This is a genomic window from Pleomorphomonas sp. PLEO, from assembly GCF_041320595.1.
Lineage (GTDB): Bacteria > Pseudomonadota > Alphaproteobacteria > Rhizobiales > Pleomorphomonadaceae > Pleomorphomonas.
In genome coordinates this window covers 5460994-5476363 of the sequence record NZ_CP166625.1, presented here as the reverse complement: position 1 = coordinate 5476363, position 15370 = coordinate 5460994, and the positions used below count along the sequence as shown (strand labels likewise).

General features: G+C 63.6%; 11 protein-coding genes. 6 read left to right on the top strand and 5 right to left on the bottom strand.

The window, feature by feature from the left end:
• Window positions 1-30 precede the first annotated feature (30 nt).
• The 6 genes from modA (at window position 31) to AB6N07_RS25260 (ending at window position 7791) form a co-directional block, all read left to right on the top strand.
• Window positions 31-795: a molybdate ABC transporter substrate-binding protein gene (gene modA / locus AB6N07_RS25285; protein ID WP_370675790.1), complete on the top strand. Its 765-nt coding sequence runs from the start codon at window positions 31-33 to the stop codon at window positions 793-795.
• 105 nt (window positions 796-900) lie between these two features.
• Window positions 901-1590: a molybdate ABC transporter permease subunit gene (gene modB / locus AB6N07_RS25280; protein ID WP_370675789.1), complete on the top strand. Its 690-nt coding sequence runs from the start codon at window positions 901-903 to the stop codon at window positions 1588-1590.
• A complete protein-coding gene (modC, locus tag AB6N07_RS25275; RefSeq protein ID WP_370675788.1) occupies window positions 1587-2651 on the top strand; it encodes a molybdenum ABC transporter ATP-binding protein in 1065 nt (354 codons plus the stop codon). Before modB ends, modC begins: the two co-directional genes overlap by 4 nt.
• Window positions 2652-2754: 103 nt before the next feature.
• Window positions 2755-3624: a formyltetrahydrofolate deformylase gene (gene purU / locus AB6N07_RS25270; protein WP_370675787.1), complete on the top strand. Its 870-nt coding sequence runs from the start codon at window positions 2755-2757 to the stop codon at window positions 3622-3624.
• Between the two features lie 181 nt (window positions 3625-3805).
• Window positions 3806-7483: an EAL domain-containing protein gene (locus AB6N07_RS25265; protein ID WP_370675786.1), complete on the top strand. Its 3678-nt coding sequence runs from the start codon at window positions 3806-3808 to the stop codon at window positions 7481-7483.
• Between the two features lie 164 nt (window positions 7484-7647).
• On the top strand, window positions 7648-7791 hold the full coding sequence (locus AB6N07_RS25260) for a hypothetical protein (protein ID WP_370675785.1): 144 nt from the start codon (window positions 7648-7650) through the stop codon (window positions 7789-7791).
• A 37-nt stretch (window positions 7792-7828) separates the two neighbouring features.
• Here the strand turns inward: AB6N07_RS25260 and AB6N07_RS25255 are convergent, their stop codons facing one another.
• The 5 genes from AB6N07_RS25255 to AB6N07_RS25235 are packed head-to-tail and all read right to left on the bottom strand — an operon-like array spanning window position 7829 to window position 15369.
• Window positions 7829-8509, bottom strand: a complete 681-nt coding sequence (locus AB6N07_RS25255; RefSeq protein WP_370675784.1) for a transaldolase family protein — start codon at window positions 8507-8509, stop codon at window positions 7829-7831.
• Between the two features lie 56 nt (window positions 8510-8565).
• Entirely contained in the window at window positions 8566-9750 is a 1185-nt protein-coding gene (locus AB6N07_RS25250) for an amidohydrolase family protein (protein WP_370675783.1), read from the bottom strand.
• Window positions 9747-12389: a selenium-dependent xanthine dehydrogenase gene (gene xdh / locus AB6N07_RS25245; RefSeq protein ID WP_370675782.1), complete on the bottom strand. Its 2643-nt coding sequence runs from the start codon at window positions 12387-12389 to the stop codon at window positions 9747-9749. Before xdh ends, AB6N07_RS25250 begins: the two co-directional genes overlap by 4 nt.
• Window positions 12390-12405: 16 nt before the next feature.
• Window positions 12406-14430 carry a 4Fe-4S dicluster domain-containing protein gene (locus AB6N07_RS25240; protein WP_370675781.1) on the bottom strand — a complete coding sequence of 675 codons (2025 nt, stop codon included), beginning with the start codon at window positions 14428-14430 and terminating at the stop codon, window positions 12406-12408.
• A 21-nt stretch (window positions 14431-14451) separates the two neighbouring features.
• Window positions 14452-15369, bottom strand: a complete 918-nt coding sequence (locus AB6N07_RS25235; protein ID WP_370675780.1) for an N-carbamoyl-D-amino-acid hydrolase — start codon at window positions 15367-15369, stop codon at window positions 14452-14454.
• Window position 15370: the final 1 nt, after the last annotated feature.

Below are 15370 nucleotides of genomic sequence, written 5' to 3'. Positions count from 1 at the left end.
AGGTATAACGACCAGACGGGATTTCTCTCCATGAAAAAGTCGCTCGCCCTTATCGCCGCGCTAGCCCTCGGCCTTATGACATCGGCTGCCTCCGCCGCCGACCAGATCAAGATCTTCGCCGCCGCCTCGGTGGCCCCCTCGCTCCAGAAGATCGCCGACACGTACAAGGTCGGCAAGGATGTCGAAGTCCAGATCACGCCGGCTGCCTCCGGTGCGCTTGCCAAGCAGATCGAAGCCGGCGCCCCCGCCGATATCTTCATCTCCGCCGACCTCAAGTGGATGACCTATGTCGAGGGCAAGGGTCTGATGAAGGACGGCAGTAGTTTTAACCTTCTCGGCAATTCATTGGTTCTGGTGGCTGCCAAGGACGACAAGGTCTCTGTCGATTTCGCCGACAAGACGTCGCTGCCGACAGTCCTCGGCCAGGAGCGTCTCGCCGTCGGCGAAGCCAAGAGCGTGCCGGCTGGCGCCTATGCCGACCAGGCGTTGAAGTCACTTGGTCTCTACGATGCGGTCTCGCCGCACTTTGCTCCGGCCGAGAACGTGCGCGTCGCCCTGCAGATGGTTGCCCGCGGCGAAGCCAAGCTCGGCATCGTCTACGGGACTGATGCCGCCGCCGAGCCGGGCGTTGCCGTTGTTGCGACCTTCCCGGAGACCAGCCATCAGCCGATCGTTTATCCGATCGGCCTCACCAAGAACGCCGGCCAGGCCGCCGCTGATTTCGTTACCTATCTCAAGGGCCCCGAGGCGGAAGCCGTGTTCACGGCCGCCAGTTTCGTCAAGCCGGCCAAGTGATCGGCGCAGGGCGGTCGCGCCGTCGGCCGCCCATCGCCACCTTCGGCGGTGGTTGCTAAGAGATGACCACTTGTCGGCCCAGTGCCGATCGAACACTGTAAGCCGATGCCGGACCTTTCTCCTGACGCCTGGATTGCCATCGCCCTGAGCTTCAAGGTCGCCGCCATGGCGACGTTGTGGGGCGTGCCGGTGTCCACCGTGCTGGCGCTGATCCTCGCTCGTGGACGGTTTCCCGGCAAAGCGCTGTTCGACGGCATCATTCACCTGCCCCTGGTGCTGCCGCCGGTGGTCACCGGCTATGCGCTCTTGCTTCTTCTGGGGCGCAAGGGGCTGATCGGCGCTTTCCTTGATCAGCATTTCGGCATCGTCTTCGCCTTCCGCTGGACAGGCGCCGTCGTTGCCGCGGTCGTGATGTCGCTGCCGATCATCGTCCGCGCCATCCGGTTGTCCATTGAGGCGGTCGACGCCCGCCTCGAACAGGCGTCCGGCACACTGGGGGCTGGTCCGGTCGCGACTTTCTTCCTAGTAACGCTGCCTCTGGCAATGCCGGGTATTCTGGTCGGTGCGACTCTGGGATTTGCCAAGGCGCTCGGCGAATTTGGCGCCACGATTACCTTCGTTTCCAATATCCCCGGCGAAACGCGCACCATTGCCTCGGCCATCTACACCGCCAGTCAGAGCCCCGACGGAGATGGCGAAGCGCTCCTTCTCTCGGTCATCGCCGCCGGCATAGGGCTTGCCGCTCTCGTCGCATCCGAGATCATTGCCCGTTGGTTCAGGAGGGCTTCGTCGTGATCGAGGTCGAGATCCGCCAGCGTATCGGGGAGTTCCTGCTCGATATAGGCTTTTCCGGTGGCAGCGGCATCACGGCGCTGTTTGGCCCATCGGGGTCTGGCAAGTCGTCGGTGATCAAGGTGATTGCCGGACTGACTCGATTGGACGCTGGCCGCGTGGTGCTCGACGGCACCGTTCTCGCCGACGGTCGCGGCCGCCACACGCCACCGCACCGGCGCCGCATTGGGGTTGTGTTCCAGGAAGCGCGGCTGTTTCCGCATCTTTCCGTCCGGCGCAACCTCCGCTATGGCCGGCTGTTCACGCCCAGAGGGGAACAGCACATCGCCGAGGGGCCGGTGATCGATACCCTCGGCATCGGTCATTTGCTCGATCGTCATCCGGCCACACTCAGTGGCGGTGAGCAGCAGCGCGTCGCCATTGGCCGGGCGCTCATCGCCTCGCCTCGCCTGTTGTTGATGGATGAGCCGCTCGCTTCTCTGGACGCGGCCCGTCGCCTCGAGATCTTGCCGCTCATCGAAACTTTGCGTGACGAGTTCGGCATTCCCATCGTCTACGTCAGCCATGCCGTCGAGGAGGTGGCACGACTTGCCGGAAAAGTCGTGGTGCTTGAGGCTGGTAGGGTAGCCCGCGAAGGGGCGCCAGCCGATGTGTTCCGCGTCGCCACCGATCGCTTCGAGATCATGTCGGTTATTGAGGGGCTGCTCGGGACGCCCGATGGTGCGTTCCAGCTGACGCCGGTTGAAACCCAGGCCGGCATCGTCTGGCTGAATGGCGTCGTTGGACATCAAGGGCGAGCGGTCCGCGTATTGGTTCACGCGACCGATGTGGCGCTAGCCATCCATCGGCCGGAGGGGGTCACCATCCGCACGGTACTCACCGGCATCGTCGCCGACGTTCCGGAAGGCCAAGGCCCCAGCGTCACCGTCGACGTGGCTCTCGACGGCGGGGCCCGACTTGCCGCCTCGGTCACGCGGGCAGCCGTTGCCGAACTGGGTTTGGCGCCGGGCCGGCCGGTCTTCGCTCTGGTGAAGTCGGTGGCGCTCGACGAACGGCCACTTTGATGATCTGGCCCGCCAGCGCGACAGCTGAATGCTTTAGCCCCTTTCCTCTTGGGGCTCACCAAGCTAACTAGCGTCCAGCAAAATGCCAATGAGGTTCCCGACCATGGCCGACGCTCACAAGCGCACCCACATTCTCACGCTCTCCTGCGCCGATCGTCCGCGCATCGTCGCGTCGGTCACCACGATCCTTGCCGGCCTCGGTGGCAATATCGCCGAAAGCGCACAGTTCTGGGATCGGGTCACCAACCGCTTCTTCATGCGCATCGCCTTCGAAACGCCGGCCGCTCTCAGTGCCGATACGATCCGCGCCGCGCTCTCCGAGACCATCGAAACCTTTGGCATGACCGTCGAGCTCGTCGATGCCGCCCGCATGCCGAAGATCGTCATTATGGTGTCCAAGTTCGATCACTGCCTGCAGCATCTGATGTATCAGATCCGCGTCGGTTGGCTGAAGGCGGAGGTGGCCGCCATCGTCTCCAACCACGAAGACAGCCGCCCCTTCGCCGAAGCGCAGGGCATCCCCTATTATTGCTGGCCGGTCGATAAGGACAAGTCGAACAAGGCAGAGCAGGAGGCGCGCGTGGTGGCACTCGTCGAGGAGACCGGCGCCGAACTGCTCGTGCTCGCCCGCTACATGCAGGTGCTGTCCGACACGTTGTCGTCGTCGCTGTTCGGCAAGATCATCAATATTCACCATTCATTCTTGCCGTCATTCAAGGGCGCCCGTCCCTACCACCAGGCGCACGAGCGCGGCGTCAAGCTGATCGGAGCTACGGCTCATTACGTGACGCCTGATCTCGATGAGGGTCCGATCATCGAGCAGGAGACCTCGCGCGTCACGCATGCCTTGTCCGCCGAGGACCTCGTCGCCGTCGGGCGCGACAACGAGTCGCGCGTACTTGCCCGCGCGGTGAAGCTGCATCTCGAGGCGCGCGTCCTGATGCACGGCAAGAAGACCATCGTCTTCGCCTGACGGCCGCCGGCGCATTCCAGAGCCGTTATTCTGACAATGTTAAGCGTTGTTTCATGTCGGCCTGCCAAAGTCGCCGCTCATCACCTCCTGGCATGGTGTTGCGGTGTTGAAAGGCAAGTCTCCCGGAGACCGCGTCGGAATATTCGCGGGCTGCGGCCTGTTGTATGTCGGACTGTCGGCGATGATGGTCGCGGTCGTCGTGATGGCCGGCGTTCGTACGCCTGTATGGCCGGCCGATGCCGTGGTCGTCGCGTTGCTTGCCGATCGTTCGTCGGGCGACCGTTTGGCCGGCGTTGCCGGCGCCCTGTTCGGCTGGCTGCTTTTCGCCTGGTATCGCGGCGGCGACGCGCATTTTCTTCTGTGCGTTCTGCTCATCCGCGCCATCACCCTTGGAACCGGTCTCTGGGTGATCGACCTCGTCCGTGCCTGGGCCGAGCGTTCGCATAATGAAGGGTTGTTCGAGATAGCCGCCGCGCTAGCCGCGACGATCTTCGCGCCCCTCACCAGCCTCGCGGTGGCACTTCTCCTTTCGGCGACCGGCGTCTTACAAAACACCCCCATGCCGCTTAGCGTCTGGTGGGGAGGCGCCACAGCCGCCTTCGCCATCTTCCTGCCGCCACTGCTCTATTCGCAGCGCGACGCGGCGCGGCTTGGCCGGCGACCGGTCTGGCTGAACCGTGGCGTCTTCGCGGCCGTGGTCGTACTGTTTTCGGTTGGCGCCTTAGCGGCGACCGCCACGCTGTCCGAACCGGCGGTATTTTTCGTCGTTCCATTGTTGCTGGCAAGCTTCGTCTTGCGCCCCGTCGACATGGCGATTCTTTCGGGCAGCGTCTGGTTCGTGACGATGGTGGCAGCCTATGGCAAGGCCGATTCGTTGTGGACGCCGATGCTGATGCCGCTTGGTGTCTCGGTCGGCACATTGCTGCCGATCGCCACCTGCGTGTTGCTTGAGCGCTTACGCCAGCGCGAACGCGATCTCGCCGAGAGCGAGAACCTGTTTCGTCGGTCGATGGATGACGCCAGCATTGGCGTGACGATCATTGGGGGCGAAGGTCAATACCTTAAGGTCAACGCCGCCTTTTGCGCCATGACGGGCTATGACGAAGCCGAGCTCGTCGGTCGCGGCTTCAAGGACATCACCTACCAGGAGGACCGCGACGGGCTGGATAGCTTCCGCCGGGGTATCCTCGATGGTACTGTCCGCAGCTTCAAGGCCGAGAAGCGTTATGTTCGCAAGTCAGGCGAGGTCTTCTGGGTAGAAGTCTCCATCATCGTGGTCACCGATCCGCTGACCGGTCAGCCCAATCGACTGCTCAGCCAGGTCGAGGACATTGATCTCAAGAAACGGACGCTTGAGGCCATCGCTGAAAGCGAAAGTCGGTGGGCATTCGCCCTCGAAAATGGCCAACAGGGCGTCTGGGACGTCGATAAGCCTGGTGGCCGGCTCTACACGTCCCCGACGTGGAAGCGCATGCTCGGCTATGAGCCGGAAGATGTGTCGATCGATGGCGGTGATGCCTGGCTCGAATTGATGCATGTTGACGACCGAGACAGGTTCCTCGTTGCCAATGATGCCCATGAGCGCGGCGATACAGAATGGCTTGAGACCGAATTCCGCCTGCGCCACAAGGACGGCCACTGGGTTTGGATCCTTGACCGTGGCAAGGCGATCTCCCGCGATGCCGATGGCCGCCCGCTGCGTATCATCGGGACCCATACCGACATTTCGCGCAACAAGGCGGCTGAACGCGAGATTCAGCTCCTGGAGGAGCGCGTGCGTCTAGCCATCGAGGCGGGCGGCATCGGTCTCTGGAGCATGGACCTCGCGACCGGTGTTTCCACCTGGAATGGCGAGACCTTTGGTCGCATGACCGCCGATGCCGCCGGTCGGCGATCGATCGAATGGCTGCGCTTCGTCCATCCGGAGGATCGGCCGAGCCTTTCAGAGATGCTGCATCAGGCGACCATTGATCCTGCGGCTCGGGTCAACACCACCTGCCGTCTGCTGAGTCCGGCCCGTGGTCTCGTGCACATTCGAGTGCTTGCCAATCAGGTAACGCTGTCAAATGGCGATCGGTTGCTGCTCGGCACGGCCTGGGACATCAGCGAACAGGTAAGCGCAGCTCAGGAACTGCGCGACGAGAAGGAGCGTCTTCGCACGACGCTGCATGCCATTTCCGATGGCGTTATTGCCACCGACGCTGACGGTCGCGTTACACTGATCAACCCCGCCGCCCAACGCATGACAGGTCTTTCGGAGACGGAGGCCTACGGCCATCCGATCGAAGAAGTGTTCCAGGCCGTCCACGATGACAACGGTCATCCAGCGGCCTCCTGCGTTCGCCAAGCCATCGAGACCGGCAAGCCGGTGGAGCGGCTCGGTACGCAGGTCATCGACGTCCGCGGCCGCGAGGTGCATTACATCCGCGAGGCAGCCGCGCCGATCACCGCCGGTGCTGACGGTCGGGCCGGCGCCGTTCTGGTCTTCCAGGATGTGTCGGCCGAGCGCGCCATGCAGCGTTCGCTCGCCCATGCCGCCACGCACGACGATCTCACTGGTCTTGCCAATCGCCGCTTCTTCGAGACGCGCATCCAGAACATGATCACAGCGGCACGCGAGGGCGACAGTCGGCACGGCCTGCTGTTCGTAGACCTCGACCGCTTCAAGATCGTCAACGACACGGCCGGACACTTGGCGGGCGACGCTCTTCTGCAAGAAGTGGCTCGTACCATGCGGTCGATCGTTCCGATCAGTGATTGTCTCGCAAGGCTGGGCGGCGACGAGTTCGCGGTGCTCGTCGAGAATTGCGATCGTCAATTCGCGGCCTTCGTTGGCGAAAAACTGATCGACGCCATCGACGCCATTCGGTTTACCTGGGAAGGCAAGGTCTACGAGATCGGCGCCAGCGCCGGCGTGTCCCAGGTCGATGCCACCACGGCGAGCGCCGAGGCGGTGCTGGCTGAGGCCGACGTGGCCTGCTACGCCGCCAAGGCGGCTGGTCGTGGCCGCGTCTCGGTGTTCTTGCAAAACACAGGCGAGGCGCAGCGGCACATGAGCGACTTTCGAATGGCCGCTCGCATCCGCGAGACCATCGAGAACGGCCGCTTCGTGCTCTATGCGCAGGAGATCAGGTCGATCGCCCACCCCGAGACACGCGGTCACTCGCTGGAACTCCTGATCCGCATGATCGACGAGAACGGGGTCGTATCGACACCGGACACCTTCATCCCGGCCGCCGAACGCTTCGAATTGATGGGAACCATTGACCGCTGGGTGCTGGCCAAGGTGATCCGTGACTTCGGCTCGGCGATCATGGCGGTGCCCGACCTGCGCGTTGCGATCAATCTATCGGCCAACTCGCTCAACGACCCGACGCTCTGGCGGTATCTCACCGATCTTTTCCAGGCGAGCCGACTGTCGCCGTCGCGCGTCACGCTTGAAATAACCGAGACGGCGGTGATCAATTCCTTTGAGATTGCCCGCGATTTCATACGCGCCGCTCGCAGCATAGGTTGCCGGGTCAGTCTGGACGACTTCGGCTCCGGTCTATCGTCCTTCACCTATCTGAAGAGCTTCGACGTCGACGCCATCAAAATCGACGGCAGCTTCGTTCATAACATGGCCGGCAGCGCCTACGATCGAACCGTCGTCCGGGCTATCAACGAGATTGGTCGCGAGCTGGGTGTCGATGTCATCGCCGAGCGCATCGAGGACCAGGCGACGCTGAAGGAGCTGGCCAAACTAGGCGTGTCCCATGGACAGGGCTATCTCTTCAATCGACCAAGCGATTTCCATGCCGTACTCGCCGGATATGCGCTAGAGATGGAGGCCGACACGGTCGAACCGCTCCGCGCCTGAGCCCCGCAGCAAGGTTGCTGCGCTTGGACCTTAGCTGAGGTTGTATCCGTGACAAAGCCGGCTCATCATGTGCCCGTCGGTGGCCAGCCGGAAGACCGGCCCTCGGGAACATTATGAACGCGACCGTCCCAGACGAGACGATCGCCTTCGATCAGGAGAGTGACATGGCCAAGGGACAGGTTAAGAAAAACAAGGAAGCACGCAAACCGAAGGCCGAGAAAGGCGCTGGCACCAAAACATCATCGGTGACCGACGTCTTCGCCAAGGCGACCAGCGATGCGACTCATAACGCCAGCAAGAAGAAGTAACGTCAGCAAGAAGAAGCCGGCGTGACGGCGAACGACCTCAGATGAGGTCGAGCGTGGTGACACCCTCGCCATAGGCTGCCGCCCAGTCGGCTGAAAAGCCCGCGATGCCGGAATCGGTCAATGGGTGGCGGATCAGGGCTTCGAGAATGTCGGGCGGCAGCGTCGCTGAATGGGCGCCAGCCATGGCAACATCGTGTACCTGCTGGACGTTCTTGAAAGAGGCGGTCAGCAGGCGCGTTGGCAAGGCATGAACGCGGAAGAGATGGACAATGTCGGCGACGACCTTGACGCCGTCGCCGCCGATCATGTCGAGCCTGTTGACGTAGGGCGCGGTGAAGGCCGCGCCGGCCACCGCCGCCATCAGGGCCTGTTGGGCGGTGACGATGGCGGTTGCCGTCACGCGGAAGCCGAGACCGGATAGCCGCCGAATTGCCTTGATGCCCTCCGCCGTCACCGGCACCTTCGGATGAAAGCCGGCACCGACGAAGTCGGCAAGTTTGCGAGCCTCTGCCACCATTGTGTCGGCATCGCTGCCGGTAACCTGGACATGCAGCATGGCGCCATCGCCGATCACCGCCCGGATATCTTTGAGAATGTCGGAAAACGGTCGCTTCGCACGGGCGATCAGCGTCGGGTTGGTGGTGACGCCAGCGATAGGATAGAGATCCGCGAGGCGGGCGATGGCCGCGACGTCGGCGGTATCGAGAAAATAAATCATGAATTCCTCCCTGCTGGCGGCGACAATAGCCTCGGCCGGTCGCGCCGTCACCAGGGTCAGAAAGCTTCCATCCGCTGCCAGAGGCGTGCCGCCTGGGTGCGGGCCACGGTTTCGATTTCCCCGGCATCGGCGCTAACAAGGCAACCGTCACTGACAACGAGCCTGCCATCAACAGCTACTGTTGTTACTCTGCCATTCTGCCGGACCACCACATCGCCGGCCGCGCCGGGCGCGAGGCCTATGGCAGAAAACCCGAAGCGTTGGGAGATCAATCGCTGGCCGGCATCAAGACGGGCCGCTGCTCGGTCGTCACCGTTCGCGGTGGCAAGCCGAAGAAGTGCCGCTTTTTCGATCGCCATATCGGCGTTCCAGCCATCGCACCCGAGCGCCACTTTTTCCGAATGGCGAAGGGTGGTCGGATAGCCGACGCGATTGCCTTCATTGGAGCGCGGATTCTGCACAAGCCAGCAGCCAAGTCGGTCCGCCTTGCGCACCTCTTCTGCGGTGAGATGGACCCCATGGGCGAGGATTGAGCCTGTCGGCAACGCGTCGAGGGCGATCAGCCGTTCGAGCGGGCCGGCATAGCCGCGTGCGCGTGCATCCTCAACGTCGTCCACGGCTTCCGCCACGTGCACGTGCATCACCGTATCGAGGGAGTGGCAAAGTTCGCCAGCGGCACGGATCGTGTCATCGGAAACCGTGAAGCTGGCGTGCAGCCCGACGAGGCGGCGAATGAGTGGCGTCTCCTCGACATTGCCGCACTCGACGAGGCCCGCCTCGGCTTCGGCGCGCCCGAAGTTGCGCTCGGTGGCGCCGAAAGTCAGCAGCGCCCGCACGCCGAGATCCTTGGCCGCGTCCGCCAGAACCTGAAGCGATCCTCTGATGAAATGCGGCGATTCGTGATGGTCGATGAGACTGGTGGTGCCCGATAGCAACGCTTTGGCGATATAGTCGCGTGCCGATGCCCGGAGCGCGTCCGCGTCGAGCGCCCGGTCGAGCCGCCACCAGACCTTTTCCAGGATCTCGATGAAGTTGGCGGGGGCCGGCTCGGCTGTCGGCATGCCATAAGGCGCCAGACCCGAATAGAGATGGGTATGCGCGCAGACGGCGCCCGGTGCGATCTCGCCCTCAGGGCAGGCGATGACCGGCGCCATCGGATCGGCCGCCTCGGCAATGACGCCATCGACGATCGCGACGGTCCGGCCGGTCCGGTCCGGACCAATGGTGATCGATCGGGTCAATGCCAGTCGCTCCGGTCGAGATCTGGATCGAGGCCGACCGAAAGAGCCCGCGCCGCCGGGCTGTCGATCATCGGCAGCACCGTGCGCCGGATACCATCGTAGGCGGCAAGCGCGGCGGCAACGGCGCCAGCGGTCGGCACGAGGCCGATCTCGCCGATGCCCTTGGCACCGAACGGTCCCTCCGGCTCATTCTCCTCGATGATGATCACCTCGACCTCCGGCATGTCGGAGGCGCGCAGCACGCCGATCTCGCGCACATTGGCGGTCACTGGCATGCCGTCCTTGCAGGGAAGTTGCTCGGTCAGGGCGTAACCCAGGCCCATGTGAACCGCACCCTCGATTTGCCCTTCGGCAAGCTTCGGGTTCAGCGCCTTGCCGACATCATGGGCGGCAATCACCTTGGCGACACGTCCGGTATCGTCGAGGATGGCCACCTGCGTTGCCCAGCCAAAGGCGGTGTGGGTCTTGATCTTGCCGTTCTTGAGCTGGCCCGGCGCCGTCGTGTCGTCGATCTTGATATCGCCGGCGAACACCTCACCAACGAGATCCTTCAGCGTCTTGCCCTCATCCAGCACTGCCCGCAGTGCCTTGGCAGCCTTGATTACAGCATTGCCGGCGAGCAGCGTGCCGCGCGATCCGGTGGTCTGGCCACAGCCCACGTCGAAACGGCTGTTGACCTGCGGCACGAAGATCGAGGAGGGAAGGCCGGTCACCTCGGCCGCCGACTGGGCTGAAATGGTGAGCAGGCCCTGTCCCATCTCGGTGAAGCCTATGTGGAGGCCGATCCGCTCCTCTGCTTCGATCTCCAGCCGGCACTTGCCCCATTCGAGCGCGCCGTTGCCGATACCGGAATTCTTCACCGCGCAGGCCACGCCCACCGCCTTGCCCTCGGCCTTTGCCGCGTAATAGGCGTCTTTGACGGCGAGCAGTGATTTCTCAAGCCCGACCGACTTCTCCAGGATCTGGCCCGACGAGAACACGTCGCCGATGCGCACGCCGTTGCGCCAGCGCATCTCCCAGCCGTCGATGCCGACTTTCTCGGCCAGAAGATCGAGGCACCCCTCCATGGCGAATGAGGTCTGGTTGACGCCGAAGCCGCGCATGGCGCCGCAGGGGGGATTGTTAGTATAGGCGGCGATCGAATGGATCGACAGCGTCGGCACTCGATAAGGGCCGCAGGCGTGGCCGGCGGCGCGTTCCAGCACCTTATCGCCGACCGAGGCGTAACAGCCGGAATCGCCAAGGATATCGATCTTGGCGGCGGTGATCCGCCCTTCGGCGTCGCAACCGACCGAATAGGCCATCTTCATAGGATGACGCTTGGGATGCAGCCGAACCGACTCCTCGCGGGACAGGACGAGCCGCACCGGCCGATCGGTCAAGCGGGCGAGCACGGCGGTCTGCGCCTGAACCGTCATGTCTTCCTTGCCCCCGAAGGCGCCGCCGGTTGGCACCAGTTCGACGAAGATATTGTCCACCGGTTCACCGAGCACCCCGGCCACTGCCTTGCGGTCCTCGAACACGCCTTGTCCTTGGCTATAGAGATGCAGGCGCCCGTCTTCGAGCGGTACGGCCAGACAAGCCTCGGGCTCCAGGAATAGATGCTCGATGCGCTGGGTCTGCCACGTGCCGGAGACGACATGGACGGAGCCGGCAAGCGCCGCCTCGACGTCGCCACGCTCGATGACCGTCTCGGACAACAGATTTGGCTGACGCGGATTGACCTGCCGGGCGCCGGGTTTCAGCGCCTCCTCCGGAGAGAGCGTCGGCTCCAGCACCGTGTAGTCGACGGCAACGAGAGCGGCGGCGGCGCGGGCGGCGCGCGGCGTCTCGGCGGCGACAGCGGCAATGACGTCACCAACGTAGCGAACTTCCTCGCCGACGGCGATGAACACCGGCCAGTCCTTCTTGATCTGTCCAACCCATCGGTCGCCGGGCACGTCATCGGCGGTGGCGATACGCACCACGCCAGGGTGGGCGAGCGCTTTCGAAAGATCGATGGAGTTTACTCGGGCGCGGGCGTAAGGCGACAACACGAACACGGCGTGCAACAGGCCGGGCACGTCGATATCGGCGAGGAAAGGCCGATCGCCGAGCGCGAGATCGCCGCCCCGGAAGCGCTCGACCGGCTGGCCGACGCCGCCGTCAGTCGTTGGCTGCGGATGCCCCTTCACGCCGGCTTTGACGTCGCGGATCAGCTCGACGGCGTCGATCACCTTCTTGTAGCCGGTGCAGCGGCAGAGATGGCCATCAAGGGCGGCGGCGATCTCCTGTCGGTCCGTCGCTCCGCCAGCATCGGTCAACGCCTTGATGCGAACCACGAGGCCGGGCGTGCAGAAGCCGCACTGAACACCGGCGGCGGCCTGAAAAGCGTCGGCGTAGAGCTGCCGTTCCGTCGCGTCGACACCCTCCAGTGTGACGATCGGCCTTCCTTTCACCGCGATGGCTTTGAGGGTACAGGTCTTGCTCGGCCGGCCGCCGATCAGCGCCAGACAGCAGCCGCACTGCCCTTGGCCGGAACAGGCGTCCTTCACCGACGTGATCTTCAGCCTGTCGCGCAATACCGAAAGCAGCGTTTCGTCTGCTTCGACATCGAGCTGGTGGTCGCGACCGTTGACGGTAAGGGTGATCATGGGCATCTGGTGGGTTGTCCGTTCAGTCGAAAGCGGCGTTGGCATAGGTGACGATCGTCGGCGCCGTGACGGCGCGGGCTATGCGGGCGATGAGGATCAGGCGGCCGAGGTCGACCGGATGGTCGGCCGGACCGGACGCTAGCTCCGGCGCGGCTGGATCAATCGAGACATCAAAGCCGTCTCCATTGCAGGCAAGGCGAGCGCCATCATCATCGATCGTGAAGCGCTGGCCCCCGTCGCGAACGTGAAGGCGGAGTCCTGCCCTCGTTTTTTCTATGGCAAAGCCATCGCGGTCCGGTGCATCGTCGAGGCTCGCGACCGAGCCGAACAAGTTGGCCTTGCGGGCGAAGGGGCCGCCCGTTTCCGGGCAGGTGACATCGCAGTTGCCGCAGCGGTTGCAGACGTCGGCGAAAATGCCGATCTGCTGGGCACGAGTCACCGGCTGCGCCTCGCCAATCATGACCTTCGCCCCAGGCCGCACTATCGCGGCGATAACCGGCTCCTGCGGCAACGGGTAGCGGAAGACGGCGTCGTTGGGGCAGACGTTGACACACTTGCCGCAGGTCTCGCAGTCGAGGAGCGCCAAGGGGATGCCGGTTCGACGTGGCGGATGGTCGACCTCCGGTCGGCTATAGCGATGGTCGCCGCGTACGCGCGTCGCGTAGTGGTCGGTGTTGCGGAGCCGAGCAGCCGATACCCATGCTTCGAAATCGGCACCGGCGACAGCACGCAGATTTTCGCCGGCTTCGAGCGCTGCGGCCAGCGTCGCCTTGCTCTCGGCAGGAATGTCCAGGTCGTCCAGTGCAGCGCCAGCCAGACCAAAGGCCTTCAGGGCGTAGGTATCGAGGTCCGTTGCCTCCACCTCAGCCAGGCGATCGGCGAGATCGGCAATGTAATCGGCGCCCTTGCCATAGCCTGCTCCCTTCAGCAGATCGGTGCAGACGCTGACCGGCTTGAGGCCGAGCGCCACCGTGTCGGCGAAGTTGCCGACATCAATGCCGGCCGAAAAGGAGATCGGGAAACGATCGCCGAACTCGGCCCGGAAGCGGGCGACCAGCTCGATGGCCAGTACATGTAGTGGCGGGCCTGACAGATACATTTCGCCGGTGCCGGCCGGGAAAAACTGCTTATGGTTATCGACGAGCAGCGTGTTGGAGAACTTGACGCCAAAGCCGCGCCCGAGCTTGTCGGCAAGATCGCCCAGCCGGGACACGATGCCTCTCACGTCCTGCCATTTCGCGTCCTTTTCGAAGGTCGCGTCGGGCACCACGAGATCGGCATAGCCGAGCTTGTCATGCAGGATGGCGTTGAGGTCGGCTTTCCCAAGCAGGGTCGGATTGAGTTTGACGACGACGTCCAGCCCCTCCTCTGCCATCAAATGGGCGGCGATCGCTTCGATCTCGCCGGGTGGGCAGCCGTGGAAGGTGGAGACGGTGACGCTGTCTGAGATGCAGGCGGGATAATCTAGGTCCCTGAAGCGCGCATAAGGTTCGGGGATCTGCCCCCGGAGTTTGTCGATGACGGCACTAGCATCCTTCATGCCGGCGATGAAGGCACGCACCTTGTCCGAGCGAAGGCCGGCGAGGTCATAACCGACGCTCATGTCGATGACGGTGTCCTCAAGGCCCGGGGCAAGCCCCTCCGCCTTGGCCATCTCGATCAGCATCATCGCCTTAACGTATTCCTCAAGCGACTGTTCGAGGGACAGCTCCTGCGACCATTCGATGTTGAAGCCGACCGTCTCCATGTCGATGCAGGGGCGGGCAATATCCAGATGGTCGAGCACCTGCACCGTCTTGAGCTCGATTACCCGACCACCGGCCAACCAGCTGAGCACGATGTTCTGCGCCAGCTGGGTATGCGGCCCGGCCGCAGGCCCAAAGGGCGTCGCCGCCCTGCGGCCAAAGATCGAGGTCGAGAGATCGCGGCCGGCCGGCGCCTTGGCGAACTTGAAGCGCGGCAGGTGAAAGGCGGCCTTCTTCGCCTCGAGTTCGCGGAACATCCGGTTGACAAGCACCGGTAGCGGGATCGGCGTCAGGTCGGCCATACAATTTGCCCCGAGAAAGCGTCAGACTGGCGCCGACAGGAGCGGATACATTTCCGGCCGCCGGTGCTTCTGGAAGTTGAAGATGTTGGCGCGGATCTCGGTGCAGCGATCAAGGTCGCAGTCATGCGTAACCAGTTCGTCACCGAGCGTCGAAGCCATGGCAACGATCTCGCCGGTTGGTGCGATGATGCAGCTCTGGCCGATCAGCACGCAGTTCTCCTCGTTACCGGCCTTGCCGACACCCACCACCCACATGCCGTTGGCGTACGCCCCGGCCTGCATGGCGAGGTGATTATGGAAGCACTGTAGATGGTCGTGTTCGGGGGCGAGCGGATAGTGATACGGCGTGTTGTAGCCGATCAAGACCATCTCGGTACCGCGCAGGGCGTGCTCGCGATAAGTTTCCGGCCAGCGGCGGTCGTTGCAGATGGCCATGCCGATCTTGCCGCCGAGGCAATCGGCCGGCGTGAAGAGGGTGTCGCCCGGCTCGAAATAACGCTTCTCAAGATGCTGGAAGGCCCGCCAGGGCTCATTTTCGGTATGCCCCGGCAGATGGACCTTGTGATAGCGGTGGACGATCGCGCCCGTCTTGTCGACGATGATGGACGTATTGAAGTGCCGGATGCGGCCATCCATCACCGTCTTTTCGGCATAGCCGAAACTGATGGCGACACCGAGCTCCTTGACCTTGGCAAACAGCGGCGCCGTCGTCGGGCCGGGCATCTCGGTCTCGAAGAAGGTGTCGACCTCGGCCTGGTCCTGCATGAACCAACGCGGGAAGAAGGTGGTCAGCGCAAGTTCCGGATAGACCACGAGATCGCAGCCGCGTCGGGCGGCCTTTTCGAGCAACGCGATCATCCGGGCGACGACGATCTCTCGACTGTCGGCACGGGCGTTCGGACCAAGCTGGGCGGCACCGACGACAATGGTGCGGGACATT